The 26,065-nt window shown below is 68.7% G+C and carries 24 protein-coding genes; 9 read left to right on the top strand and 15 right to left on the bottom strand.

What is annotated here, in order from left to right; translation table 11 throughout:
- Position 1: 1 nt before the first annotated feature.
- Positions 2 to 1,690, top strand: coding sequence for an electron transfer flavoprotein-ubiquinone oxidoreductase (locus tag ACAD63_RS15375; RefSeq protein WP_434032929.1), 1,689 nt, complete (start codon positions 2 to 4; stop codon positions 1,688 to 1,690).
- A gap of 82 nt (positions 1,691 to 1,772) precedes the next feature.
- Here the strand turns inward: ACAD63_RS15375 and ACAD63_RS15380 are convergent, their stop codons facing one another.
- On the bottom strand, positions 1,773 to 2,684 hold the full coding sequence (locus tag ACAD63_RS15380; protein ID WP_135704984.1) for a flagellar brake protein: 912 nt from the start codon (positions 2,682 to 2,684) through the stop codon (positions 1,773 to 1,775).
- Positions 2,685 to 2,928: 244 nt separating this feature from the next.
- Between ACAD63_RS15380 and ACAD63_RS15385 the strand changes: the two genes are divergently transcribed.
- Together ACAD63_RS15385 and ACAD63_RS15390 are read left to right on the top strand one after the other, a co-directional pair.
- Positions 2,929 to 3,639 carry a FadR/GntR family transcriptional regulator gene (locus ACAD63_RS15385; RefSeq protein ID WP_135704983.1) on the top strand — a complete coding sequence of 237 codons (711 nt, stop codon included), beginning with the start codon at positions 2,929 to 2,931 and terminating at the stop codon, positions 3,637 to 3,639.
- A 55-nt stretch (positions 3,640 to 3,694) separates the two neighbouring features.
- Entirely contained in the window at positions 3,695 to 4,801 is a 1,107-nt protein-coding gene (locus ACAD63_RS15390) for an NAD(P)/FAD-dependent oxidoreductase (RefSeq protein ID WP_195429560.1), read from the top strand.
- Here ACAD63_RS15390 and ACAD63_RS15395 read toward each other — a convergent pair.
- The 5 genes from ACAD63_RS15395 to ACAD63_RS15415 all read right to left on the bottom strand — a co-directional run bounded on the left by ACAD63_RS15395 (position 4,723) and on the right by ACAD63_RS15415 (position 10,483).
- Positions 4,723 to 6,006 (bottom strand): MFS transporter, encoded by a 1,284-nt coding sequence (locus ACAD63_RS15395; RefSeq protein WP_434032930.1) that lies wholly within the window; start codon positions 6,004 to 6,006, stop codon positions 4,723 to 4,725. The genes ACAD63_RS15390 and ACAD63_RS15395 overlap by 79 nt on opposite strands.
- Positions 6,007 to 6,016: 10 nt before the next feature.
- On the bottom strand, positions 6,017 to 7,126 hold the full coding sequence (aroC, locus tag ACAD63_RS15400) for a chorismate synthase (protein ID WP_135704980.1): 1,110 nt from the start codon (positions 7,124 to 7,126) through the stop codon (positions 6,017 to 6,019).
- Positions 7,127 to 7,200: 74 nt separating this feature from the next.
- Positions 7,201 to 7,923, bottom strand: a complete 723-nt coding sequence (locus ACAD63_RS15405; protein ID WP_135704979.1) for a glutathione S-transferase C-terminal domain-containing protein — start codon at positions 7,921 to 7,923, stop codon at positions 7,201 to 7,203.
- 33 nt (positions 7,924 to 7,956) lie between these two features.
- The gene (locus ACAD63_RS15410; protein WP_135704978.1) at positions 7,957 to 9,855 is read right to left on the bottom strand and encodes an MFS transporter; all 1,899 of its coding nucleotides are present in this window, start codon (positions 9,853 to 9,855) and stop codon (positions 7,957 to 7,959) included.
- A gap of 184 nt (positions 9,856 to 10,039) precedes the next feature.
- The gene (locus ACAD63_RS15415; protein ID WP_133097465.1) at positions 10,040 to 10,483 is read right to left on the bottom strand and encodes a CBS domain-containing protein; all 444 of its coding nucleotides are present in this window, start codon (positions 10,481 to 10,483) and stop codon (positions 10,040 to 10,042) included.
- Positions 10,484 to 10,719: 236 nt separating this feature from the next.
- On the opposite strand from ACAD63_RS15415, the gene ACAD63_RS15420 reads away from it, so the two are divergent.
- From ACAD63_RS15420 to ACAD63_RS15430, 3 genes are all read left to right on the top strand, one after another.
- The gene (locus ACAD63_RS15420) at positions 10,720 to 12,027 is read left to right on the top strand and encodes an O-acetylhomoserine aminocarboxypropyltransferase (RefSeq protein ID WP_133097466.1); all 1,308 of its coding nucleotides are present in this window, start codon (positions 10,720 to 10,722) and stop codon (positions 12,025 to 12,027) included.
- Entirely contained in the window at positions 12,027 to 12,851 is an 825-nt protein-coding gene (locus ACAD63_RS15425; RefSeq protein WP_133097467.1) for an alpha/beta fold hydrolase, read from the top strand. The genes ACAD63_RS15420 and ACAD63_RS15425 overlap by 1 nt, the downstream gene beginning before the upstream one ends.
- Before the next feature lie 104 nt (positions 12,852 to 12,955).
- Complete coding sequence (locus ACAD63_RS15430) at positions 12,956 to 13,273, top strand: Mpo1-like protein (RefSeq protein WP_133097468.1); 318 nt, start codon at positions 12,956 to 12,958, stop codon at positions 13,271 to 13,273.
- Positions 13,274 to 13,292: 19 nt separating this feature from the next.
- Here ACAD63_RS15430 and ACAD63_RS15435 read toward each other — a convergent pair whose 3' ends face one another.
- Complete coding sequence (locus tag ACAD63_RS15435; RefSeq protein ID WP_135704976.1) at positions 13,293 to 14,633, bottom strand: YihY family inner membrane protein; 1,341 nt, start codon at positions 14,631 to 14,633, stop codon at positions 13,293 to 13,295.
- Positions 14,634 to 14,820: 187 nt separating this feature from the next.
- Between ACAD63_RS15435 and wrbA the strand changes: the two genes are divergently transcribed.
- From wrbA to ACAD63_RS15450, 3 genes are read left to right on the top strand one after another with little or no spacing between them, the layout of a single operon-like run.
- Positions 14,821 to 15,423 (top strand): NAD(P)H:quinone oxidoreductase, encoded by a 603-nt coding sequence (wrbA, locus tag ACAD63_RS15440; RefSeq protein WP_135704975.1) that lies wholly within the window; start codon positions 14,821 to 14,823, stop codon positions 15,421 to 15,423.
- On the top strand, positions 15,420 to 15,827 hold the full coding sequence (locus ACAD63_RS15445) for a DUF2069 domain-containing protein (protein WP_135704974.1): 408 nt from the start codon (positions 15,420 to 15,422) through the stop codon (positions 15,825 to 15,827). The genes wrbA and ACAD63_RS15445 overlap by 4 nt, the downstream gene beginning before the upstream one ends.
- Positions 15,828 to 15,859: 32 nt before the next feature.
- Positions 15,860 to 17,278 (top strand): FAD-binding oxidoreductase, encoded by a 1,419-nt coding sequence (locus tag ACAD63_RS15450; protein WP_135704973.1) that lies wholly within the window; start codon positions 15,860 to 15,862, stop codon positions 17,276 to 17,278.
- Between the two features lie 18 nt (positions 17,279 to 17,296).
- Here ACAD63_RS15450 and ACAD63_RS15455 read toward each other — a convergent pair whose 3' ends face one another.
- The 8 genes from ACAD63_RS15455 to ACAD63_RS15490 all read right to left on the bottom strand — a co-directional run bounded on the left by ACAD63_RS15455 (position 17,297) and on the right by ACAD63_RS15490 (position 25,862).
- The gene (locus ACAD63_RS15455; RefSeq protein WP_135704972.1) at positions 17,297 to 18,163 is read right to left on the bottom strand and encodes an N-formylglutamate amidohydrolase; all 867 of its coding nucleotides are present in this window, start codon (positions 18,161 to 18,163) and stop codon (positions 17,297 to 17,299) included.
- A gap of 2 nt (positions 18,164 to 18,165) precedes the next feature.
- Positions 18,166 to 19,206 carry a porin gene (locus ACAD63_RS15460; protein ID WP_434032931.1) on the bottom strand — a complete coding sequence of 347 codons (1,041 nt, stop codon included), beginning with the start codon at positions 19,204 to 19,206 and terminating at the stop codon, positions 18,166 to 18,168.
- 167 nt (positions 19,207 to 19,373) lie between these two features.
- On the bottom strand, positions 19,374 to 20,333 hold the full coding sequence (locus ACAD63_RS15465) for an ABC transporter ATP-binding protein (protein WP_135704971.1): 960 nt from the start codon (positions 20,331 to 20,333) through the stop codon (positions 19,374 to 19,376).
- On the bottom strand, positions 20,330 to 21,298 hold the full coding sequence (locus ACAD63_RS15470; protein WP_434032932.1) for an ABC transporter ATP-binding protein: 969 nt from the start codon (positions 21,296 to 21,298) through the stop codon (positions 20,330 to 20,332). The genes ACAD63_RS15465 and ACAD63_RS15470 overlap by 4 nt, the downstream gene beginning before the upstream one ends.
- A gap of 16 nt (positions 21,299 to 21,314) precedes the next feature.
- Positions 21,315 to 22,262 carry an ABC transporter permease gene (locus ACAD63_RS15475; RefSeq protein WP_434032933.1) on the bottom strand — a complete coding sequence of 316 codons (948 nt, stop codon included), beginning with the start codon at positions 22,260 to 22,262 and terminating at the stop codon, positions 21,315 to 21,317.
- Positions 22,263 to 22,317: 55 nt separating this feature from the next.
- The gene (locus tag ACAD63_RS15480) at positions 22,318 to 23,289 is read right to left on the bottom strand and encodes an ABC transporter permease (RefSeq protein ID WP_434032934.1); all 972 of its coding nucleotides are present in this window, start codon (positions 23,287 to 23,289) and stop codon (positions 22,318 to 22,320) included.
- Between the two features lie 29 nt (positions 23,290 to 23,318).
- A complete protein-coding gene (locus ACAD63_RS15485) occupies positions 23,319 to 24,953 on the bottom strand; it encodes an ABC transporter substrate-binding protein (protein WP_434032935.1) in 1,635 nt (544 codons plus the stop codon).
- A gap of 150 nt (positions 24,954 to 25,103) precedes the next feature.
- Positions 25,104 to 25,862, bottom strand: coding sequence for an IclR family transcriptional regulator (locus ACAD63_RS15490; protein ID WP_133097480.1), 759 nt, complete (start codon positions 25,860 to 25,862; stop codon positions 25,104 to 25,106).
- Between the last annotated feature and the right edge of the window lie 203 nt (positions 25,863 to 26,065).

Genomic DNA, 26,065 nt, shown 5'->3' on the forward strand with positions numbered 1-26,065 from the left:
AATGGATCAGCAACAGCTCCTGGAGCAGTTCGGCCCGCGTGAAGCCATGGAATACGACGTGGTCGTGGTCGGCGGCGGCCCCGCCGGCCTGGCCACGGCCATCCGCCTGAAGCAACTCGCGCAGGAGAAAGGCAGCGACGTCAACGTATGCGTGCTGGAAAAGGGTTCCGAGCCCGGCGCGCATATCCTGTCGGGCGCCATCATGGATCCGCGCGCCCTCAACGAGCTGATCCCGAACTGGCAGGAGCTGGGCGCGCCGCTGAACCAGCCGGTCAGTGAAGACAAGTTCCTGTTCCTGAACGAGTCGGGCTCCAAGGGCACGCCGCCGGCGCTGCTGCCGGAGTGCTTCCACAACCACGGCAACTACATCATCAGCCTGTCGAACTTCGTGCGCTGGCTGGGCCAGCAGGCCGAGGCGCTGGGCGTCGAGATCTTCCCGGGCTTCCCGGCCGCCGAGGTGCTGTACAACGAAGACGGCTCGGTCAAGGGCGTGGCTACCGGCAACATGGGCATCAACAAGGAAGGCGAGCCCACCGACAACTTCCAGCTCGGCATGGAGCTGCATGCCAAGTACACCATCTTCGCCGAAGGCTCGCGCGGCCACCTGGGCAAGCAGCTGATCGCCAAGTTTGGCCTGGACGCCGGCAAGGATCCGCAGAGCTACGGCATCGGCCTGAAGGAGCTGTGGGAGATCGACCCGGCCAAGCACAAGCCCGGCCTGGTGGTGCACACCGCCGGCTGGCCGCTGGACCCGGCCACCTACGGCGGCTCGTTCCTGTACCACATGGAAGACAACAAGGTCGCGGTCGGCTTTGTGGTCGGCCTGGACTACACCAACCCGTGGCTGTCGCCGTTCGAGGAATTCCAGCGCTTCAAGACGCACCCGGAAATCCGCCAGTACTTCGAAGGCGGCAAGCGCCTGTCGTACGGCGCGCGCGCCATCACCGCCGGCGGCCTGCTGTCGCTGCCCAAGACCGTGTTCCCGGGCGGCGCGCTGGTCGGCTGCGATGCCGGTTACCTGAACGCCTCGCGCATCAAGGGCAGCCATGCCGCGATCAAGACCGGCATGCTGGCCGCCGAGGCCGCCTATGACGCGCTGCAGGGCGGCCGCCAGCACGACGAGCTGACCGCCTACCCCGCCGCGTTCGAGCAGAGCTGGCTGTACAAGGAACTGCTGCAGGCCAAGAACTTCAAGCAGTGGTTCAAGAAGGGCCGCACCACCGCCACGCTGATGACCGGCATCGAGCAATGGCTGCTGCCCAAGCTGGGCATCCGCAACCCGCCCTGGACCATCCACCGCGTCAAGCCGGACCATGTGTACCTGAAGCCGGCGGCCGAGTGCGAGAAGATCGCCTACCCGAAGCCGGACGGCAAGCTGACCTTCGACCGCCTCAGCTCGGTGTTCATCAGCAACACCAACCACGAGGAAAACCAGCCGGCGCACCTGACGCTGAAGGACGCCAGCGTGCCGGTCAGCATCAACTGGGACAAATTCGCCGGCCCCGAGTCGCGCTACTGCCCGGCGGGTGTGTACGAGTTCGTGCAGGACGAGTCCTCGGGCAAGGAACGGCTGCAGATCAACGCGCAGAACTGCGTGCACTGCAAGACCTGCGACATCAAGGACCCCACGCAGAATATCGTGTGGGTCACGCCGGAAGGCGGCGGCGGTCCGAACTACGTCGGCATGTAAGGCCCCCGGCGCGCAAGCGCCCGGCGCATGGAACGGCACCGGTTTCCCGGTGCCGTTTTTTTATTGGCGGGCTGCGCGCAGGCTACAGTGGCAGGCGCGTCGTGGATAGCAGCTGTTCGTAGATGTAGCACTGCAGCAGCGTCATCTCGCGCTCCGCCAGCAGGTCGAAAGCCACGCCGAAGGCAGGGAAATCGCCGTCGTCCTGTCCGGCCGCGCCTGGTGCCACCCTGACCCAGCCGTCGACGATGACTTCGCTGTCGAACGACGCGGCCCGGAGCTGGAAGCGCAGCCGCACGCGGCTGCCCGGCGCGGGCGACGGCGCGGTGGTCTGCACCAGCGCACCGCCGGTGCTGAGGTCGGACAGCAGCGCCAGCCGCGCCGTGCCCGCCCGCACCGCGACGGCCACGCCATGAACGCCGTCGTCGTCTTCCGGAGGCTCGGTCAGGTATGCCGCCAGCCGCGTCGGCACGCGCGCCGCCTTGCGGACCGGGGTCGCGTGCAGGTTGGTCGGCGCCGACAGCACCAGGTAGCGGAACGGGCTGCGGCAGACCGCGGTGATGGTCGAGGTAAAGCTGTGGATCGCCTGTCCGGAGAAGCCGCGCAGCAGCACGGTGTCGCCCGCCTGCAGCGCCAGGTCGCGCCCGCCCAGTTGCGGCCAGGTCACGAACAGCCCCTGCTCGATAAAGCCGATCAGGCGGCTGGCGGCGGCGCGTGCGGACTCGCCTTCATGCTTGATGTGGAGCAGCGTGCCGACCTGCAGGCCAACCGGCCCTGGCGCGGTGCGCATGCCGGTGTCGGCATCAGTATCGCCGCTGTCGTCGCTTTCGCTGCCATTACCCGCGCGGCAGAGCACGCCGTGCCGGAACACCAGGGCGAGGTCGCGCGCATCGGGAATGACGCTGCCGCTGCCGAGCACCAGGTTGCCGTCGCCGTCGAGCAGCGACCAGGGCAGCGGGTGTCCGACCGGAAGATCGTTGGGAGTGAGCTGGATCATGGCTGTTTGCAAAGGGCCCCGCGTTTGTCGCCGCGCGCGGAGCATGGCAAACCCACGGCGGAGGTGCCGGGCAGCATCCGCCACCTGTATCCGGATTCTATCGGCCGCGGGCCGCAGAAGTTAAGCAAATACCGGTGGGTCTAGGCCGCCATGTGTAGCACCGCCCATTGCGGAAAGCTTGACTCGCGACAACTTCGGTACCACAATCGCACAAAAGCTGTCTTACAGCCTGACATATCTGCCCATGACCCTGCACCGCCCGCCCTCGCTGGCCAGCCGTATCGCCCAGTCCTTGCACGACGACATCCTCGCCGGCCGCTACGCCGCGGGCGGACGCCTGCCCGCCGAAGCCACTCTGGCCGACACCTTCGGCGTAAGCCGGCCGATCGTGCGCGAAGCCATCGCCCAGCTCAAGGCCGACGGCGTGCTGGTCACGCGCAAGGGCTCTGGCGCCTTTGTTTCGGAAACCCCGGGCGGCCAGGCCTGGCGCGTGGCGAGCGCGCCGGACGGCGGGCCCACGCTGGCGCAGCTGTTCGAGTTGCGCCGCGTGGTCGAGACCGCCTGCGCCGAGATGGCGGCCGAGCGCCGCACCACGGCCGATGTCGGCGCGATCCGCGCCGCGCTCGCAGCCATGCAGGCGCAGGCCGACGGCCATGGCGACATGGCCAGCGCGGCCGCCGCCGACATGGCTTTCCACCACGCCATCGCCGAGGCCGCACACAACCCCTGCTTCACCGGCCTGACCGATTTCGTCAGCCAGCAGATGCTGGCGGCACGCCAGCGCGCGTGGGAGAACACCGCGCGGCTCGGCGCCGCCACCGGCGCCCCGCGCGCCGCCGACACCGAGCACGCGGCGCTGGCCGACGCGATCGCCGCCGGCAATGCCCCGGCGGCGCGCGAGGCCGCGCAACGGCACCTGTCCGCGGCGGCCGCGCGGCTGGGCCTGGCGGGCTGAATCCCGCCACACGGCAACCAGCACTGCAACAAACCACAGCAACAAGGAAACGAGCATGGAAAAGGTGGACTGCGTCGTCATCGGCGCCGGTGTCGTAGGACTGGCAGCCGCGCGCGCCCTCGCGCTGCAGGGCCGCGAGGTGATCATCCTGGAAGCGGAAAACGCCTTCGGCACCATCACCAGCGCGCGCAACAGCGAAGTCATCCACGCCGGCATCTACTATCCCGCCGGTTCGCTGAAGGCAGACCTGTGCGTGCGCGGCAAGGCCATGCTGTACGACTACTGCGCCACGCACCACGTGGCGCACCAGCGCTGCGGCAAGCTGATCGTCGCCACCAGCGCGGCGCAGGTGGCGACGCTCGACGGCATCCGCACCAAGGCGGCGGCCAACGGCGTCGACGACCTGCGGCTGCTCTCGCGCGACGAAGCGCAGGCGCTGGAGCCGCAGCTGCAATGCCATGCCGCGCTGCTGTCGCCCTCCACCGGCATCGTCGACAGTCACGGCCTGATGACCGCGCTGCTGGGCGATGCCGAGAACGCCGGTGCGGTGCTGGCGGTGCAGTCGCCGGTGCTGGCCGGCGCGATCACGGCGGACGGGATTCGGCTGGAAGTGGGCAGCGAAGATGGGGGCGCCACCACGCTGCTGGCGCGCACGGTGGTGAACTCGGCCGGCCTGACCGCGCCGGAACTGGCGCGCCGCCTCGACGGCATGCCCGAAGCCCATATCCCGCCGCAGTACTACGCCAAGGGCTGCTATTTCACGCTGGCCGGACGCGCGCCGTTCTCACGGCTGATCTATCCGGTGCCCGAGGCCGCCGGCCTGGGCGTGCACCTGACGCTGGATCTCGGCGGCCAGGCGCGCTTCGGCCCCAACGTGCGCTGGATCGACGATATCGAGTACAGCGTAGACCCGGCCGATGCCGACAGTTTCTATGACGAGGTGCGCCGCTACTGGCCGGGACTGGCCGACGGCGCGCTGCAGCCGGGCTATGCCGGCATCCGCCCCAAGATCAGCGGCCCGCACGAGCTGGCGGCGGACTTCCGCATCGACGGCCCCGCCGTGCACGGCGTGCCGGGGCTGGTTCACCTGTTCGGCATCGAGTCGCCGGGGCTGACCTCGTCGCTGGCGATCGCCGAGCGCGTCTGCGCCGCGCTGGCCTGAGCCGCATCGCCGCCTGCCGCACCCTCCGCGCGGAAGCTCATCGCCGCGCAGAAGGCGCCGGCCGCCGCGGCCACGGCGGCCAGCCCGAAGGTGTGTTCGGGCGCCAGCGCATTCCAGGTCCAGCCCATCACCAGCCCGCCGAGCGTGCCGCCGACGCCGTAGGAAATGCCCGTGTACAGGGCCTGCCCGCGCCCCTGCAACGGCCCGGCAAACCATGCCTGCAGCCGCTTCAGGCTGGCGCTGTGGTGCGCGGCGAAGGTGGCCGCGTGCAACACCTGCACCAGCGCCATCAGCCAGGCAAACTGCGCGAAGTAGCCAGTAAGGCCGAAGCGGACCGCCGCCAGCACAAAGGTGCCAGCCAGGATGGTGCGCAGCGCGAAGCGCGCGAACAACAGGCCCTGGTAGTAAAAGAAGACGATCTCCGCGACCACGCCGATGGTCCACATCACGCCGATGGCGAACTTGCTGTAGCCAAGCTTCTCCAGCCACAGCGAATAGAACACGTACAGCGCGGCATGCGCGAACATCATCAGGAAGGCCGAGGCCAGGAACCACGCCACGTCCGGCCGGCGCAGCAGCGGCAGCGCGCGCGGCGCGGGCATGCGCGGCCCGTCGTCGGCGGCATCGCGCATGGTCAGCACCACGCCCGCCAGGATCGCCAGCAGGCCGCTGGCCACCCACGGGAACGCACGCATGCCAACCGCCTCGAACAGCGCCCCGCCGGCCAGCACCGCGCCGATAAAGCCGACCGAGCCGAACATGCGGATGCGGCCGTAGCTATGATCGAAGGCGCCATGGCGGCGCAGCGTGGAGATGGTGAGGGCATCGCCCAGCGGCGACATCGCGCTGGTGAGCAGGCTCAGCGTCAGCATCATCGCCATCATGCCGCCGTAGCTGCCCACGCCGGGCAGCATCAGGAACGCCAGCAGCGAGGTGAACGCACTCACGCGCAGGATGCGCACGCGCGTGTGCATCACGTCGGACAGCCAGCCCCACACGTAGGGCCCGACAATGCGGCTGACCTGGAAGCTGGCCATCAGCACGCCGATCTGCACCGGGTTGAAGCCGCGATCGGCGAAATACAGGCTCACATACGGCGAGATGACGCCGACGTAGCCGTAGTAGCCGAGGTAGAAGAGCCCGAAGCGGGCATAGTCCGGGCGAGCGGCGCCCGTCGCGCCGCCAGCCCCACGGAGGGTGGCCAACTCAGCGCGATCAGCGCGTCTGGCCGGCCTGCGCCGGAATATGCGGCGTGTCGGTCCTGACGTCGCCGCACTGCGCGCGGTGGCGCAGGGCGTGGTCCATCAGCACCAGCGCCAGCATGGCCTCGGCGATCGGCGTGGCGCGGATGCCGACGCACGGGTCGTGGCGCCCGAAGGTCTCTACCGTGGCGGCGTTGCCGGCCTTGTCGATCGACTCGCGCGGCGTGCGGATCGAGGACGTCGGCTTGATCGCCAGCGACACGGTGACGTCCTGGCCGGTGGAAATGCCGCCGAGCACGCCGCCGGCATTGTTGGTGCGGAAGCCCTCGGCGGTCAGCTCGTCGCCATGCACGCTGCCGCGCTGCGACACGCTGTCGAAGCCGGCGCCGATCTCAACGCCCTTGACCGCGTTGATGCCCATCATCGCATGCGCGATGTCGGCGTCGAGGCGGTCGAACAGCGGCTCGCCCAGCCCGACCGGCACGTTGCTGGCCACCACCTCGATGCGCGCGCCGACCGAATCGCCGTCGCGGCGCAGCGCGTCCATATAGGTTTCCAGCTCAGGGATGATGTCGGCGTTGGGCGCGAAGAACGGGTTCTCGGGCACATGCGACCAGTCGGCGAACGGCACCGCGATCTCGCCCAGTTGCGACATATAGCCCCGGATCTCGGTGCCGTACTGCTCGCGCAGCCACTTCTTGGCCACCGCCGCCGCAGCCACCACCGGCGCGGTCAGGCGCGCCGACGACCGGCCGCCGCCGCGATAGTCGCGGATGCCATACTTCTGCCAGTAGGTGTAGTCGGCGTGGCCCGGGCGGAAGGTTTCGACGATATTGCCATAGTCCTTGCTGCGCTGGTCGGTGTTGCGGATCAGCAGGCAGATCGGCGTGCCGGTGGTCTTGCCCTCGAACACGCCGGACAGGATCTCGACCTGGTCGGGTTCCTTGCGCTGGGTGACGTGGCGCGAGGTGCCGGGCTTGCGGCGGTCCAGGTCGCCCTGGATATCGGCCTCGCTCAGCGCCATGCCCGGCGGGCAGCCATCCACCACCGCGCCGATGGCGGGGCCGTGCGATTCGCCGAAGGTCGTAACAGTGAAGAGCAGGCCAAGGGTATTGCCGGACATGATGGAAACCGCACAGGAATTGGGGACGGCCTCCATTGTAAGGCCATTGCCCGCCCGCTGGCGGCCCGGCGGGCTCAGGCCGCCGCGGTTTCCGGTGCAAAGTCCGGGTAGAACTCCGCCCGCATCCGGTCCATGTAGGCGACCAGGTTGGCATGCCCTTCCGCCGCGGTGCGGATCGGCGTGTCGAACGTGGGGCACAGCAGGCTGCCGGCAAAGGCGAACAGCGTGGCGTCGGCGCCGCATGGCTTGTCGCCCATCAGGTAGCGCTTGTCGCCCAGGATATCGGCGATCGAGGTCACGCCCTTGCTGGCGAGCGCCACCAGTTCTTCCTCGCTGTGCCGGCCCAGCCCCTGCCCCCACAGCGTCTTCCTGACCTTGTAGCGCACCAGCCGCTCGGCCAGCCCGCGCACCGGTGCCGGCACGCCGCGGAAGAACTGCGCCGGGCCGCGCTCGAAATTGGCCTGGTCGAGCCAGCGCACCCGTGCCACCGCCCAGTACAGGTGGTCTTCCATCAGCTTCTCGGCGGCCCAGGCGATGCCGCGCTCGGCGGGGCTCAGGCCGGCGTCGAAATCGATGTGGTAAGTCTTCTCGATATGCCAGCGGATCAAGGTCGAATCCGCCACGATCCGGCCCATGTCATCGAGATACGGCAGCTTGCCCTTGGGCGCGCGCCGCAGGCTGCCGGGGCGGGCGTGGTATGGCAGGCCGGCAAGCTTGAGCAGCATTTCGGCCTTGGTGACAAACGGGCTGGCGTCAGGCAGCCCGAAGGCCGGGCCGAAGGTATAGAGCGTGATCATCGTGGGTCCGGGTCCGCGTGGGAGAACCTGCGTTCAGCGCCAGTCGCCGCGCAGGGCCTGCACCATCTGCTGCAGCCCCTCGGGCGTGGCCGCTTCCGGCGGCACCGGCTCGCCCACCACCAGTTCCAGCCGGTTCAGGATGCCGCGGCGGAACGGCCGCGACATCGCCGGCGCATCCTTGCGCGAGAAAAAGCTGCCCCACAGCCCGCGCAGCGCCATCGGCACCACCGGCACCGGCGTGCGGCGGATGATCTGCTGCACGCCCTGGCGGAACGGATTGATCTCGCCGTTGGCGGTGATCTTGCCCTCCGGGAAGATGCAGACCAGGTCGCCCTCCTCCAGCGCCTGCGCCACGCTGTCATACGCGCGCCTGAGCATGTCCGGGTGTTCGTGCGCGGGCGCGATCGGGATCGCGCGGGCCTGGCGGAAGAACCACGACAGCAGCGGCACGCTGAAGATGCGGTAGTCCATCACGAAGCGCACGGGACGCGGGCTGCATGCCATCAGCACCACCGCATCGGCGAAGCTGACATGGTTGCAGACCAGCACTGCGGGCCCATCGGCGGGAATGCGCTCGGCGTTCACGCGGCGCAGCCGGTACAGCGTATGCACCAGGATCCAGGCGATAAAGCGCAGCAGGAATTCCGGCACCAGCGAATAGATGTAGACCGCCACCACCGCGTTGAGCAGCCCTACCACCAGGTACAGCTGCGGGATGCTGTAGCCGGCGTTCGCCATCGCCACGCCCAGCAGCGAGGCCGCGATCATGAAGAAGCTGTTCAGGATGTTATTGGCGGCAATGATGCGCGCGCGGTGCGTGGGCGCGCTGCGGCTCTGGATCAGCGCGTACAGCGGCACGCTGTAGAAGCCGCCGAACATCGCCAGCAGGAACAGGTCGGCCAGCACGCGCCAGTGGCGCGCCTCGGCCAGGAAGCCGCCGATGCCGGTCAGCGCGGCCGGCGGCTGCCCCTGGCTGGCAAAGTACAGGTCGACGGCAAACACCGTCATGCCGATCGAGCCGAACGGCACCAGCCCGACCTCGACATGGCGCCCGGACAGCCGCTCGCACAGCAGCGAACCGGTGCCGATGCCCAGCGAGAACACCGCCAGCAGCAGCGTGACCACGTTCTGGTCGCCGCCCAGCACATCCTTGGCATAGCTGAAGAAGGAGGTCAGGAAGGTCGCGCCGAGGAACCACAGCCACGAAATCCCGAGCAGGCTCTGGAATACCGTGCGATTGCCGTGCGCCAGCACCAGGTTGCGCCAGGTCTCGGAAAACGGGTTCCAGTTGATGCGCAGTTCAGGCTGGGGCGCCGGCGACACCGGGATCCGGCCCGACACCACGCGCCCGGCCACGGCGATCGCCACGCACACGGCGCCGACATACAGCGGCCCCACCACCGTGCCGCCCTGCTGCAACCCCGCCAGCTCGCCGCCGACCAGCGTGCCGATCAGGATCGCGACGAAGGTGCCCATCTCGACCAGCCCATTGCCGCCGACCAGCTCGCTTTCATCCAGGTGCTGCGGCAGGTAGGCAAACTTGACCGGCCCGAACAGCGTCGAATGCAGCCCCATCAGGAACGTGCCGGCGTAGAGCAGCGGCGCGCTATGCCAGGCAAAGCCGGCCAGCCCCAGCACCATGATGGCGATTTCCAGCGACTTGACCAGCCGGATCAGGCGCGACTTCTCGATCTTGTCGGCGACCTGCCCGCTGGTGGCGGAGAACAACAGGAACGGCGCGATAAAGATGGCCGAGATCAGGAAGGCGGCACTGCGCGCGTCCACGCCCTCGAACAGCGCCGTGTGATAGGTCACCAGCGACGTGAAGGCGACCTTGAAGACGTTGTCGTTCATCGCCCCCAGGAACTGGGTCCAGAAGAACGGGGCGAAGCGGCGCGCGCCGAGCAGTCGGAACTGGCTGTGTTGGCTCATGGATGACCGGTCGGCCTGCTGGGGCCGCCGCGGAAATGGATACGCCGGCAAGTTTGCCGGAGCCGGAAACCGGCCGCCATCATGCCACCGCCACGCGGCCGCGCGGCGCCAGTCGCAACAATTTTCCGAAGGGGACTACGGGACAGGCTGCCCCGCCGCCGGCAGGGCGGGCGCAGCCGGGCGTTCAGGCCCGCTCTTCAGGCCAGTCGCGGATATAGGCCTTGAGCATCTTGTTCTCGAAGCTCTGGTCCTCGACCACCGCCTTGGCGACGTCATAGAAGGAAATCACGCCCATCAGCGTGCGGTTGTCGAGCACCGGCAGGTAGCGGGTGTGACGCTCAAGCATCATCCGGCGGACTTCGTTCACATCGGTTTCCATGGTGCAGGTCAGCGGCGCATCGTCCATCACCTTGCGGATGCTGCTGGTGCCAAGGGTGCCGCCGTTGCGGGCCAGAGTCTCGATGATTTCGCGGAAGGTCAGCATGCCGACCAGGTCGCCGTATTCCATCACCACCAGGGAGCCGATGTCGCGCTCGGCCATGGTGTTGACTGCGAGCAGCAAGGAGGTGTCAGGCGTCACGGTGTAGAGCGTATTGCCCTTGATCTGCAGGATGTCGCTGACTTTCATGTTGGTCTCCGCTGCCTTGTACTGAGCTGTGCTGATTTGCGCCGGCCACATCGCGGGGGCGATGCCGGTCACTTCGTTATCTGTCCGGGATGTGCGGGCAGAGATGCCCGTGCGTCCGATCCTAGCCCAAACCAGCCGGCAAAGTAAAGCAGGAGGCCGGTTTGCGGGTGATCTGCCAGCGTGGGCGTGCGCACGATGCTACGATGCTGGCCGGAGATAACTACACCCGACCGACCATGTCCGGAACCCGCTTCGATACGCTGGCGCTGCACGCCGGCGCCGCGCCAGACCCCGCCACCGGGGCGCGCGCCACCCCCATCCACCTGACCACCTCGTTCGTGTTCCGCGACAGCGAGCACGCGGCGTCGCTGTTCAACATGGAGCGGGCGGGCCACGTCTATTCGCGCATCTCCAACCCGACCGTGGCCGTGCTCGAAGAGCGCATCGCGGCGCTGGAGAACGGCGCCGGCGCGATCGCCACCGCCTCCGGCCAGGCCGCGCTGCACCTGGCCGTGGCCACGCTGATGGGGGCCGGCTCGCACGTGGTGGCGTCGTCGGCGCTGTACGGCGGCTCGCACAACCTGCTGCACTACACGCTGCGCCGCTTCGGCATCGAGACCACCTTCGTCAAGGCGCGCGACATCGACGCCTGGCGCGCCGCGATCCGCCCCAATACCAAGCTGCTGTTCGGCGAGACGCTGGGCAACCCGGGCTTGGACGTGCTCGACATCACCACGCTGGCGCAGCTCGGCCAGGACCACGGCATCCCGCTGCTGGTCGATTCGACCTTCACCACGCCCTACCTGTTGCGCCCGTTCGATCTCGGCGCGGGCCTGCTCTACCACTCGGCGACCAAGTTCCTGGGCGGCCATGGCACCACCATCGGCGGCGTGCTGGTCGAGGGCGGCACCTTCGACTTCGAAAAATCGGGCCGCTTCCCCGAGCTGTCCGAGCCCTATGAAGGCTTCCACAACATGGTGTTCACCGAGGAAAGCACGGTGGCGCCCTTCCTGCTGCGCGCGCGCCGCGAAGGCCTGCGCGACTTCGGCGCCTGCATGAACCCGATGGCCGCGTGGCAGCTGCTGCAGGGCGTGGAGACGCTGCCGCTGCGCATGAGCCGCCATGTCGACAACACCCGTAAGGTGGTGCAGTTCCTGGCCTCGAACCCGATGGTGGAGTCGGTGTCCTACCCCGAGCTGGAATCGCACCCCGACTACGAACTGGCCAAGCGCCTGCTGCCGCGCGGCTGCGGCGCGGTGTTCAGCTTCAACCTGAAGGGCAACCGCCTGGCGGGCCAGCGCTTTATCGAAAGCCTGTCGCTGTTCTCGCACCTGGCCAACGTGGGCGATGCGCGCTCGCTGGTGATCCACCCGGCGTCGACCACGCACTTCCGCATGGACGCGGCGGCGCTGCAGTCGGCCGGCATCGCCGAGGGCACGATCCGCCTGTCGATCGGCCTGGAAGACCCGGACGACCTGATCGACGACCTCAAGCGCGGCCTGAAGGCCGCCGAGAAGACCATGAGCAAGGGAGGGCAGGCCTGATGGAACTGAACGTTGCAGGCCAGCCGGCCTACGCCTATACCGGCGGCAAACCCTTCGATCCCGCCCTGCCCTGCGCGGTGTTTGTCCACGGCGCGCAGAACGACCACAGCGTGTGGGCGCTGCAGACGCGCTGGTTCGCCAACCACGGCTTCTCGGTGCTGGCGGTGGACCTGCCCGGCCACAACCGCAGCCAGGGCACGCCCCTGGCCACCGTCGAGGCCATGGCCGACTGGGTGATGGCGCTGGTGGCCGCCGCCGGCGTCAAGGCGCCGGCCTTCGTGTTCGGCCACAGCATGGGTTCGCTGATCGCGCTCGAATGCGCGGCGCGGCATCCGCAGGCGGTGCGCGGCATCGCCTTGCTCGCCACGGCCTATCCGATGAAGGTTTCCGATGCGCTGCTCGATGCCTCGCTGAACCGTGAGAGCGAGGCCATCGCCATGGTCAACGCGTGGTCGCATTCGAGCCTGGCCAACAAGCCCTCATCGCCGGGTCCCGGCGCCTGGATGCACGGCGGCAGCCAGCGGCTGATGGAGCGCGTATCGCGCAACAACCCGCAGGCGCATGTGTTCCACAACGACTTCTCCGCGTGCAATGCCTATGCGCACGGCGAGGAAGCCGCCGCCGCGGTAGCCTGCCCGGCGCTGTTCATCACCGGCAGCAAGGACATGATGACCTCGCCCAAGGCGGCCCAGGCGCTGGCCGGCAAGATGGCGAAGGCCAGCCTGGTATCGGTGCCGTGCGGCCATGCGCTGATGGGCGAGCGCCCGGACGAAGTGCTGGACGCGCTGGCGGCCTTTGCGCGCAAGGTGGTCGCGGCGGGCTGACAGCTGCGCCGGATGGCCGGCCATGCCGGCGGCCATCCTCCCTTCAGGGGCATGGGGGCGTGGAAGGTCTACACTGCACAACATAAGACCTGCCGGAGACAGCCATGGCCCACGCCCACAGGCGCGAGTTCGAGAACTTCGCGGCCTTCTACCCCTACTACCTGAGCGAGCACCAGGACCGTACCTGCCGGCGCCTGCATTTTGTCGGCTCGACCGTGGCGCTGCTGTGCCTCGTGGCGCTGGTAGTGACCGGCAATGCGTGGTGGCTGCTGGGCGCCGTGGTCGCCGGCTACGCCTTCGCCTGGGCCGGTCATTTCGGCTTCGAGAAAAACCGGCCCGCAACCTTCCGCCATCCGCTCTACAGCCTGATGGGCGACTGGGTCATGTACGCCGAAATCTGGCGTGGCAAGATTCCTTTCTGACGCGGCCGCCGCCCAGGGCTCACACTTGCCCGTGCCAGCCCGGCGGCACCACCTCCAGCGTGCGCCGTTGCGGCGCCCCATCTTCCGCCGCAGGCGGCAAGTCGGCCGGCTGCTGGCGGAAAACCGCCTCCAGCGTCTGGTCCAGCTGCGGATTGTCCAGCAGCGACCGCAGCGACTCGGCGCCACGCAGCTGCTGCGCCAGCGCGGTGCGCGGCAACCGCGGCAGGTTCAGCACCAGCCGGTCGTGCAGCATGCGCAGCGTCACCTGCGACGGATCGCACAGCAAGGCCCAGTGCGCCTGCCCGCCCTCCTGCTGCAGACGCCCGACCAGGTGCATGGCCTTGAGCTTGCCGAGCAGCCCCGCCAGGTAATCCGCTTCAACGCGCAGCTTGCGCCCCAGGTCCAGTTCGCCCACGCTGCGCGGCACCTCGTCGCGGGCGCGGTAGAGCAGCAGCAGCACGCCCAGTGCATCGAAGAACTCGCTGCCGGCAAAGGTGCGGCGGCGCCAGTAGCCCTGCCGGATCACCGGCATGTTGGCAGCGATGGTGGCGCCCAGCAGCGTCACCAGCCAGCTCAGGTAGATCCACAGCAGGAAGATCGGCAGCGCCGCGAAGGTGCCGTAGACCGCCGTATAGGCCGGGATATGCGTGACGAAATAGCCGAAGCCGCGCTTGGCGAACTCGAACGCGATCGCCGCCACTACGCCGGCGACGATGGCATCGCGCCACTCCACATAGGCATTGGGCACCGCGGTGTACAGGAAGGCAAAGGCCAGCGCCGACAGCACCACCGGCGTCGCGCTGACCAGCAGGCCGATCCCCACCGGCATGGTGCCGACGTAGCCAGCCGAGATCGAGATCAGGTAGGAACTGATCGACAGGCTCGCGCCGATCAGTACCGGCCCGAAGGTCAGCACCGCCCAGAACACCAGCACCCGCTGCGCCAGCGGGCGGCGCTGCTTGACGCGCCAGATCGCGTTGAGCGCGTCCTCCACCGTCAGCATGGTGAGCACCGACGTCACCATCAGCCCGCCCAGGCCCAGCGCCGTCAACCCGCGTGCGCTCTTGGCGAACTGGCCGATGTAGCGCGAGATCGATTCGCTGACGTTGCCGGGAATCAGGTTCTGGAACAGGAACGCCTCGATGGCATTGCGGAAGTCGCGGAATACCGGGAACGCGGCCAGCAGCGCGAACGCCACCGTCAGCACCGGCACCACGGCCAGCACGGTGGTAAAGGTCAGGCTCGCGGACACCTGCGGCAGCCGGTCTTCGCCGGCGCGGCGCACGACATAGCGCGCCAGTGCGCGGACCTTCTGCAGGTTCCATTCCCTGCGCAGACGGGCAACGCGGGTACCAAGCATGCGGCAGCAATCTCCTCGTGGATGGATGGATCGATTTGAACGTTGGCAGCGCCGGCGGGCGGACGGGCATCTGCCGGGATGCGGAAGCGGCGCTTCGCGGGGGAGCGCGCGCGGGGGCACATCTATAATACGCGCATTGCCTGCGGCACCCGCCGCCTCCTTCCGGCAGCGCCGGCCATCCCGCTCCATGACCGACATCCTCGTCCTGTATTACAGCCGCCACGGCAGCACCCGCAAACTCGCCGAACTGATCGCCAACGGCATCGACAGCGTCCCCGGCGCCCAGGCGCGCCTGCGCACGGTGCCGCCGGTCTCGACCGTGTGCGAGGCCACCGCCCCCGACATCCCCGCCGACGGCCCACCCTATGCCGAGCTGCGCGACCTGGAAGAGTGCGCGGGCCTCGCGCTGGGCAGCCCCACGCGCTTTGGCAACATGGCCGCGCCGGTCAAATACTTCCTGGACGGCACCGTGGCCCAGTGGCTGTCGGGCGCGCTGACCGGCAAGCCCGCCTGCGTGTTCACCGCCACCGGCAGCCTGCACGGCGGCCAGGAGACCACCCTGCTGTCGATGATGCTGCCGCTGCTGCACCACGGCATGCTGATCATGGGCCTGCCCTATTCCGAGAAGGGCCTGATGACGACCGCCTCGGGCGGCACGCCGTACGGCCCGAGCCACCATGCCTATGTCGACAATCGCGGCCCCATCACCGAGGACGAATCGGCGCTGGCGATGGCCATGGGCCGACGCCTGGCGCAAGCCGCGCTGCGCCTGTCCGGAGCGCAGGCATGAACGCGCCCGCCGACAGCGACAGCGCGCTGCACAGCCCCTGGCTGCATCGGATCAGCGCGGGCAGCCTGGTGGCGCTGATGGTGCTGTGCATCGCCTGGGAATGGTTCCTGGCGCCGCTGCGTCCGGGCGGCTCGTGGCTGATCATCAAGTTCTTGCCGCTGCTACTGCCGCTGCGCGGCGTGCTGACGCGCAACCGCTACACCATGCAGTGGTCGTCGATGCTGATCCTGCTGTTCTTCACCGAGGGCATCGTGCGCGCCACCAGCGACCGCGGCTTCTCCGCGACGCTGGCCTGGGTGGAGGTGGCACTGACGCTGGTGTTCTTCACCAGCACCATCCTGTACCTGCGGCCGTACAAGCGCCGCGCCCGAGCGGCCGCCAAGGCAGCGCCGCAAAAGCGCTGAGCCGGCGCTCCCCACGAATCGATTTCCCGCCCATGACCTCGTCCCAAGATTCCTTACTCGCCCTGTGTCGCGCCGCGCTGGGCCCGCAGCACGTGCTGACCCAGGCCGCCGACAAGGCCCCCTACCTGACCGACTGGCGCAAGCGCTACAGCGGCGAGGCGCTGGCCGTGCTGCGCCCCGGCACCACCGAGGAAGTCGCGGCCGCGGTCCATGCCTGCCATGCGCACAAGGTCGCGGTGGTGCCGCAGGGCGGCAATACCGGCCTGTGCGGCGGCGCCACGCCGGCGGCCGGGCGCGATGCGGTGGTGCTGTCGCTGCAACGGCTCAACCGCATCCGCCAGGTCGATCCGCTCAACAACACCATCACCGTCGAAGCCGGCGTGGTGCTGCAGCACCTGCAGGACGTGGCGCGCGAGCACGGCCGGCTGTTTCCGCTGAGCCTGGCGGCCGAGGGCAGCTGCACCATTGGCGGCAACCTGTCAACCAATGCCGGCGGCACCGCAGTGCTGCGCTATGGCAATACGCGCGAGCTGTGCCTGGGGCTGGAGGTGGTGACGCCGACGGGCGACACCTGGCATGGCCTGCGCGGCCTGCGCAAGGACAACACCGGCTATGACCTGCGCGACCTGTATATCGGCGCCGAAGGCACGCTCGGCATCATCACCGCCGCCGTGATGAAGCTGTTCCCGCTGCCGCGCGCCTCGGTCACCGCGCTGGCCGCGGTGCAGAGCCCGCGCGCCGCGCTGGCGCTGCTGGCGATCGCGCAGTCGCATGCGGGTGCAATGCTGACCGGCTTCGAGCTGATGTCGGCGCGCTGCATGGCGCTGGTGACGCAGCACTACCCCCAGCTGCGCTACCCGTTCGCCGACATCCACCCGCAGCTGGTGCTGATGGAGCTGTCCGACAGCGAGGGCGAAGCCCACGCGCGCGGCATCTTCGAAACGCTGATGAACGCCGCCTTCGACGCCGGCGTGGTGCTTGACGCCGTGGTGGCCGAGTCGGTGCAGCAGTCGCGCGATTTCTGGAACCTGCGCGAGCATATCCCGCTGGCGCAGGTCGAGGACGGCAAGAACATCAAGCACGATATCGCCGTGCCGGTCTCGCGCGTGGCGGACTTCATCGAGACCACCGACGCGCTGCTGCAGAACGCCTTCCCCGGCGCGCGCATGGTGACCTTCGGCCACCTTGGCGATGGCAACCTGCACTACAACGTATCGCCGCCGGAAGGCGTCGACCATGACGCCTTCCTGGCCAACCAGGACCAGGTCAACCGCATCGTGCACGACAGCGTGCGCTCGCACTGCGGCTCGATCTCCGCCGAGCATGGCGTGGGCCAGCTCAAGCGCGAAGAACTGCAGCACTACAAGAGCGAGGTCGAGCTGGCGCTGATGCGCGCGATCAAGGGCGCGCTCGACCCGCTGGGGCTGATGAACCCGGGCAAGGTACTCTGAGCACGCTCACGCGCTCACTTACGCGCCGCGCGCCAGCTCCGCGCGGATATGGTCCGCAACGCGCTCGAGCAGCTGGTCGAGATGGCCGCGCAGCCGGGCAAACCCGTCATGCGGCACGAAGCGCGCCTCGTCCAGGTACAGCGCGCGGTTGATTTCGATCTGCAGGCTGTAGCGCCCGCGCGCCGGGTCCGAGTACGCCGTCACCAGTTCCGCGCCCTTGTACGGCCAGTTGATGCCGACCTGGTAGCCAAAGCCGCGCAGGCATTGACCCACCAGTTCGACAAACCCCTCAGGGCAAGTCGTGCCGTCGCGGTTGCTGAGGACGAAGTCCGGCCGCTCGGAGCCGTGGTCCACGTTCATGGCATTGCCGCGCGACTTCATCGAATGGCAGTCGAGATGCCACACCGCGCCGAAGCGCGCATGGTGCCCCGCCATCGCGCGGGCAAGCGCGGCATGGTAGGGATCGTAGTAGGCCTTCAGCAGTTGCTCGGCCATGGCAGGCGTCAGCGGCGCGCCGTAGACCGGTACGCCCGGCAGCGCCAGCCGGCGCAGCACGCCCATGCCGCGGCAGGCCTTGTCGCTGGGCCGCAGCGCGAACGGCATGGCACCGTCGACCAGCGCCGGGTCGATATCGTCGCGGGCGCGGTTCACGTCCACCAGCCAGCGCGGAAAATCCGCGCACAGCAGCGTGCCGCCCACCGCCGGCGCATGCGCGAACAACTCGTCGACATAGGCATCCCAGCCCGTCAGCAGGGCTTCGGGCGGAGCGGCCAGCGGCAGCGAGGACGGCAAGCCGCCGGCTCGGGCCTGCCCGCTGTGCGGGGAATCGACCACCAGCGGCAACGCCGCGCCAGCCGGTTCGATCAGCGTATAAGGAAGCGTCATACTCAAAATTTGTGCTGGATGCCGATGCCGGCCGTGGTCACGGTATCACCGGCCCTGTGCAAGTTCGGGTCCTCGCGGTCGAAGAAGACATAAGGCATGGTGCGCTTGCTCAGGCGGTAGCCATAGGCGGCCTGCACCTTTATCAGCCGGCCCTGGGGGTCGCGCTGCACCGCGCGCTCCATGTAGTTGACGGTCACGCTGTGCGCGCCGTACGGCACGGTGAAGCCGACCAGCCAGTACGGCACGTCGGTGCGCGTGGTGGCGGTGCCGACGTAGCGGTCGCGCCCGTAGAGCCCATACACGTTGACCACGGTGAAGTCATAAGACGCCACCGCCTGCACCTTGTCGCGGAAGTCGTTGGCGACCAGCCCGCCGGTCTTGGCATCGCGCGAATAGCCCAGGCCCGCGGCAAAGTTGCCGGCCGCATAGTTCAGGCCAATGTCATACTGGCGGAAATCGTCTTCCGCCTTCACCGGCGAGCTGGCGTTGGGCGTGGCCGGATCGGGGCCTGCCAGGTTCACGCGCGCCCGCACGGAAAAACCGCCAAAGGTGGGGGTCATGTAGCCCAGGGCATTGGACACGCGGTTGCGCGCATTCAGCACCCTGGTGCCGATCGCGGTGGCGCCGGCATCGTGGATCGCAAAGTCTACGTTCTGCGTCACCTGCGAATAGATCGGCGAGCCGACGATGGTCGCCGAATCCAGCCGTCCCAGCGCAAACGCGCCAAAGCCGCCCTGCAGCCCGACAAAGGCATTGCGGAACTGCGGGTTGGTGACCATGCCGCTGTCGGCGGAAAAGCCCTGCTCCAGGCCGAAGGCGGCGCTCATGCCGCCGCCAAGCTCTTCGCTGCCGCGCATGCCCCAGCGCGAGGCGTTGTCGACCATCTGCGTGGCCGGGCCGTCCGGTCCCTTCTGGTATTCGATGTCGGTATCGATGCGGCCGTACAGCGTCACCGATGCGTCGGCCGCAGCCGACAGCAGCGCCAGCGCGCTGCCAATGCAGACATGGCGGACTTGCCGCCGATATGGTCTGGCTTGGTTCATGGCTCTTCTCCCTTTCCTTGGTTGGCGATGCATGACTTCCCCCGTTGGATCTCCCGTCTGCCGTCGTCTTTGATCCTTCGCGCGGCGCGAACGCTCCCCCGCCGCCCCGCCATGGCGGGGCGGCTGTGAGAAATCCGGGAGGCTGGCGTGCCGCGCGCGGCGGCTAGCTAGTCATTCAGGTGGCAGGCGGACAGGCGACCGCCGATATCGCGCAGCAGCGGCACTTCGGCGGCGCAGCGTGCGCTGGCATGCGGGCAGCGCGGATGGAAGGCGCAACCGGTCGGCGGCGCCAGCGGGCTGGGCAACTCGCCGCGGATCGGCTGGTGGCTGGCGGTGCCGCCGCCCAGCCGCGGCGCATCGGCCAGCAGCGCGCGGGTATAGGGATGGTTGGGCGCGGCGAACACCGAGCGGGCATCGCCGCTCTCGACCACACGGCCCAGGTACATGATCGCGACCCGGTCGGACATGTGCTCCACCACCGCCAGGTTGTGGCTGATAAAGACGTAGGTCAGCCCATGCTCGCGCCGCAGCTGCATGAACAGGTTGATGATCTGCGCCTGCACCGAGACATCGAGCGCGGACACGGCTTCATCGCAGATCAGCAGCCGCGGGCGCAGTGCCAGCGCGCGGGCAATCGCCACGCGCTGGCGCTGGCCGCCGGAGAACTCGTGCGGATAGCGCTCGGCGTAGCTGGGGTCGAGGCCGACCTGCTGCAGCAGCTCGCCAGCCAGCTCGGCAGCCCGCGCGCGGCTGACCATGCGGTGGTAGACCGCGCCCTCGGTAATGGCCCGGCCGATGCGCAGCCTGGGATTGAGCGAGGCATAGGGATTCTGGAACACCATCTGCACCGCGCGGTGATAGCCGGCCGATGCGACATCCGCGGGCCGCCCTTCCCACGCGATTTCGCCGCCGCTCTGCGGCAGCAGCCCGGCGAGCATGCGGCCCAGCGTGGACTTGCCGCACCCGGACTCGCCGACCACGCCCAGCACCTCGCCCTTGCGCACCTGCAACGAGACCTCGTTGACGGCATGCACCGCCTGCACCGGTTTGCCGGCCATGCGGCCCAGCAGGCCGGGCCTCATTGAAAAGCGTTTCTGCAGCTGACGGGTTTCAAGCAGCACGGTCATGCCGACTCCAATGGATAGAAACAGCGAAGCGTGCGGCCGCGCACCGGGGTTGCCGCGGGCGGCTGGCTGCAGGCCTCGCGCACGCGCGGGCAGCGCGGCGCGAAGGCGCATCCCGGCGGCAGCGCCGCCAATGCAGGGGCGGCCCCGGGAATCGCGCGCAGCGTGGCGCCGCGCGTTTCAGGCGTTGGCAAAGAGTCGAGCAGCCCGCGCGTGTACGGGTGCAGCGGCCGCGCGATCAGCTCGGCCACCGGCCCCTGCTCCACCACCCTGCCGGCGTACATCACGCAGACACGATCGACAAGGTCCTTGACCACGGCCAGGTCATGGCTGATCCAGATCGCGGCGGCGCCGGTCTCGCGCACCAGCTGCTTCATCTCGTACAGGATCTGCGCCTGGATGGTGACGTCCAGCGCCGTGGTGGGCTCGTCGGCAATGATCAGGTCGGGCCGGTTGATCAGCGCACTGGCGATCGCCACGCGCTGCCGCATGCCGCCGGAGAGCTCGTGCGGATAGGCACGCATGCGCTCCTGCGGCGCCGGGATGCCCACGCGCGCCAGCGCATCGACTGCCTGCGCATGCGCCTGCGCGCGGGTGCGGCGGTGGTGCACCCGCACGGTCTCGACCAGCTGGTCGCCCACGCGCATCACCGGGTTCAGCGACATCATCGGATCCTGGAACACCATCGCGATGCGATCGCCGCGCAGGGCCTGCCACTGGCGCGGCGAGCACGACAGCAACTCCTGCCCCTTGAAGCGGACCGAACCGCCACTGACGCGCCCGGGCGGGTCCAGCAGGTTCATCAGCGAGAACGCCGTCACCGACTTGCCCGAACCGGACTCGCCGACGATGCCGAGGATCTCGCCCGGCTCCAGCGTGAACGAGACATCGTCGACGGCCTTCAATGCCTTGCGGCCGCTGCCCAATGCAAAGCTGGTGCTCAGCCCGGAGACTTCCAGTAGTGCCATGTGTGTCTCCGTGGCCTCAGCCGTTCAGCCGCGGGTTCAGCACGCGGCGCAGGCGGTCGCCCACCAGGTTGATCGAGCCGATCAGCAGCACCAGGGCCACGCCCGGGAAGATGCTGATCCAGTACTTGTTCGACAGCATGTACTCGAAGCCGTTGGCGATCAGCATGCCGAGCGACGGTTGCGTGCGCGGCAGGCCGATGCCGAGGAAACTCATGGTCGCCTCCAGCGTGATCGCGTGCGCGATCTGCAGCGTGCCGGTCACCACCAGCGGCGCCATGCAGTTGGGAAGGATGTGCCGGAACATCACGCGCAGCGCCGGCAGCCCCTGGCCCAGCGCCGCCTCGACATACTCCTTGCGCCGCTCCACCTGCGCCGCGCCGCGCACCGTGCGCGCAAAGTAGGCCCACTGCACGATCACCAGCGCCAGCAGCGTCTTGTCCACGCCCTGCCCCAGCACGGCCAGCAGGATCAGCGCCACCAGCACCGCCGGCAGGCTCAGCTGCAGGTCGACGATGCGCATGATCGCGGCATCGACCACGCCGCCGAAGTAAGCCGCCGCAAGACCAACGGCACTGCCGACCATCAGCGCCACCACCGCGCTGATCACGCCGACGCCCACGCTGATGCGGATGCCATAGAAGATCGCGCTGACCAGGTCGCGGCCGGCGCCGTCGGTGCCGAGCCAGTAGTGCACGTTGCCTTCGTAGCCGGCGCTGCCGGGCGGCAGCTCGGAGTCGATGACGGACACCGTGGCCAGGTCGTACGGGTTCTGCGGGCTGATGACATGGGCCAGCGCGGCGATCAGCAGCAGTACTGCAAGCAGCGCCAGTGCCGCCGCCGCGACGCGGTTGGCGACGAAGCGCCGCAGCAGCGAGGGCCGCGCGGTTGGCAGCGGCGCGGCAGGCGCGGCGCTTGCCGCGAGCGCCGGCATGGCGGCGTCAGGTTGGGATGCAGGCAGGGACATCGATAGGTTCTCGTTCGTTTTCTATGGCTTCTGTTGGGCGTGGATGCAGCCGGGCTCAGGCCGCCTTGTGGCGCAGTCGCGGATCGAGCACCACGTAGAGCAGGTCGACCACCAGGTTCAGCACCACGAACAGCACCAGCGTGACCAGCAGGTAAGCCACCACCACCGGGCGGTCCAGCGCCAGCACCGAATCGATGATCAGCTTGCCCATGCCCGGCCACGAGAACACCGACTCGGTCACCACCGAGAAGGCGATCAGGTGGCCGAATTCCAGCCCGACCACGGTGACGATCGGGATCAGCACATTGGGCACCACGTGGCGCAGCACCAGCCGCGCGCCGCCCACGCCCTTGGCGCGGGCAAACTTGATGTACTCCTGCCCCGCCACTTCGCGCGTGCCGGCTTCGGCTAGCCGCGCCACCAGCGAGATCTTGAACAGCGACAGCGTCAGCGCCGGCAGCAGCAGGAAGCGGATCCCCTCCCAGCTGGTCACCGACAGCGGCATGCCGAGCACGCTGGTGACCGGACCGCGCCCGCCCGAGGGCAGCCAGCCAAGGTTCACCGAGAACACCAGGATGCCGATCATCCCGACCCAGAACGTCGGCATGATCACGCCGCCCAGCGAGCCTGCCATCAGCGCGCGCGCCAGCCGGCTGTCCGGTTTGAGCCCGGCGAACACGCCGATCGGGATGCCGATGCCCAGCGACAGCAGCAGCGCGGTCACGGCCAGTTCCAGCGTGGCCGGCACGCGGCTGACGATCAGCTCGATCGCGGGACGGTTGTAGATGAAGGATTCGCCGAGGTCGCCGCGTAGCGCGCCCTGCATGAAGCGCAGGTATTGCTGCGGCACCGGCAGGTCCAGCCCGAGCGCGTGCCGCGCGTCGGCGGTTTCCTGCTCGGTAGCGGTGGGGCTGACCAGCAAGTGCACCGGGTCGCCGATCAGGTTGACGGCGCAGAAGGTCAGCACCGACATCAGCCACAGCACGACGAGGCTTTGCAGCAGCCGCTTCAGGAGGGTTTCAAGCATAGCGATCAGGACAGGAAGCGGTGGATCGGTCAGGGTTGCGCCGCAGGCGTCGCTGCAGGCGCAGCGGGGCGGATGTTGCCGGCGTAGGTAAAGCCGTCGGCGCGCGGCTGCACTTCCAGCCCGGCGCGATACGCCCAGGCGGCGCGCAGGTGGTGCAGCGGCACGATGCCGGCGTCGGCAGCCAGCAGTTCAGCGGCCCGGCGCTGCAACTGCTCGCGCGGCGCCGGCGCCATGGTGCGCATGGAGTTTTCCACCAGCGCGTCCAGTTCGCGATTGGCATAAGCGCTGCGGTTGTTCGCACCCAGGCCGGCGGCCTTGTCCTGCGCATGCGCCACCGCCACCAGCGGTTCCAGCGAATCGCCGCTGACCGCGCCGATGCCGAGCAGGAAGGCGCTGAATTCCGGCTTGCCACCCTCGCCGCCGGAGGTGGCGCGGGTGATGTAGACCGAGTACGGCAACGTGCGCACCTCGGTGCGGATGCCCGCGCGGGTCAGCATCTGGCCCACCGCCTCGCAGGTCTTGGCGTCGTTCAGGTAGCGGTCGCTCGGGCAATGCAGCGTCAGGCGGAAGCCGTCGGGATAGCCGGCCGCGATGAGCAGCCGGCGCACCTCCGCGGTATCGGCACGCGGCGCGGCAACGGCCGGGGCAAAGCCGAAGAAGCCTGCCGGCACCATCTGCCCGGCGGGCACCGAATCCCCTTTGGTCACGCGCGCCGCGATCAGGTCGCGGTCGATCGCGACGCTGATGGCCTGCCGCACGCGCACGTCGCGCAACGGGTTGGCGGGCAGCGGCCGGCCGGCGGCATCCTGCACATAGGGCGAGACTGCCCGCCCCTGGTCGAGCTGCAGGTAGTTCAGCATGTACGAGGTTGCCGCCACCGTGCGGATGCGGCCGTTGGTGCGCGCGAAGGCTTCGGCAATGCTGGCCGACGAGGCATCGATCACGTCCACCAGCCCCGACAGCAACGCCGACGCGCGCGCCGGCTCCTTGGGGATGAACTGGAACACCACCCGGTCCCACGGCTGCGCGCCGCCCCAGTAGCCGGGATTGCGCGCCAGCGTCAGCTGCTGGCCGTGTTCCCACGCCACCAACCGGTACGGGCCGGTGCCGATGCTCGCCTGGCCATGGGCGAAGTCCGCCTCGCGCACGCCCTGCCCCAGGCCGTGCGGCAGCATCGCCACCATGCCGATGTTCTGCGGCAACACCGGGTTGGGCGTGCGGGTGCGTACGCGCAGCGTCAGCGGGCCCGTGGCCTCGACCGCCTCGACCGACTTCAGGTAGGTGCGGAAGGTGCGCGCGCCGGACAGCTTGCGCGCGCGCTCGATCGAATAGCGCGCATCCTTCGCGGTGAACGGCGCGCCATTGCTGAACTTCACCCCCGGGCGCAGCTGGAATTCCCAGTTGTGGTCGTCCAGCTGGCGCCAGCTGGTGGCCAGCAGCGACACCGGGCGCAAGGCGTTGTCGAGGCCTACCAGGGTCTCGTACACGTGGCCCCACAGGTTGCGGCCGGCGGCGTCCAGCACATGCGGATCGGCAGCGCTGACCTCGGCCTTGTAGCCGATGCGCAGGTCGGCGGCATGCGCGGGACGGATCCCGCCCGCCAGTGCGGACAGGGCAAAAGCAGCGGCCAGCGCGGCGCCGGGAAATTTCGTTGATCGAAACATTGTTTCATTGACCGATACGGTGTGTCGGAGAATAAAACATTCGGGCGCCGTCAGTAACAAGGGTTTACCCGGCGAGACAAAGATAAGCACGCAAAAAAAACGGCGCCGAAGCGCCGCTCATGACCGGACAACCGCTACGCGATCGCGGCGTCAGCCGCCGGCATATCCCAACGCGCGGGACAGCGCCGCGGCCTCTTCCACCACCATCGCGACATGCCTGGCCAGCGCCTCGGGCGTGGTGCGGCTGGCCGGACTGGCAATGCTCAGCGATGCCACCACCGCACCGCCGTGATCGCGCAACGGCGCCGCCGCCGACACCGCATCGGCATCGCGCTCGCCCAGCGACACGGCGTGCCCTGCGGCACGGATCGCCGCAAGCTCCTCGCGCAGCTGCTCCGCGGTGACGATCGTGCGCTCGGTAAAGCGCTGCAGGCTGTGCGCCGCCACGGCGTCGACCACCTCGGGCGCGGCGAACGCCAGCAGCAGCTTGCCCGAGGCCCCCACATGCAGCGGCCTCCGGTTGCCGACCTCGGTATGCACACGCACCGATTGCGACGATTCGTGCCGCGCCACGCAGACCGATTCCAGCCCGTCGCGCACGCGCACGATCACGTTCTCGCCGCACGCCGCGCCGATCGCCGCCAGCCGCGGCGCCACCACCTTGACCAGGTCGAACTGGTCGCGCGCGGCATTGCCCACCAGCAAGGCGTTGTAGCTGAGCTTGTAGACCGCGGCCGCGGGCTCGCGCGCGATCATGCCGCGATGCTCCAGCGTGGCCAGCAGGCGAAAGGCGCGGGCCTTGGTCAGCCCCGCGCGGCGGGCCAGCTCAGTCACCCCCAGCGAAGGATGCTCGGCCACCAGCATCAGCAGGCCCAGTGCCTCGTCCACCGCGTCAACGATGTATGTCATCAAGTCTTCTTACATGTATTCAGAAATGTCCCATCGCGGATTGTAGCGGCCGGCGCCATCAGCGGGGCGTCGCACGCTTCCGCCCGGCAAACACTGCCTTCGGCAGATCCGAATTCCATAATCGCCGGGCGTCGCACAATACAGCCAGCCCGGCCCTGACCACGCGCCGGCCCAAGGACAAGGAAGCAAGAACGGAGACAACG

Origin of the sequence: Cupriavidus sp. a3 (genome assembly GCF_051015765.1) — a bacterium.
Taxonomy (GTDB): Bacteria; Pseudomonadota; Gammaproteobacteria; order Burkholderiales; family Burkholderiaceae; genus Cupriavidus; species Cupriavidus oxalaticus_A.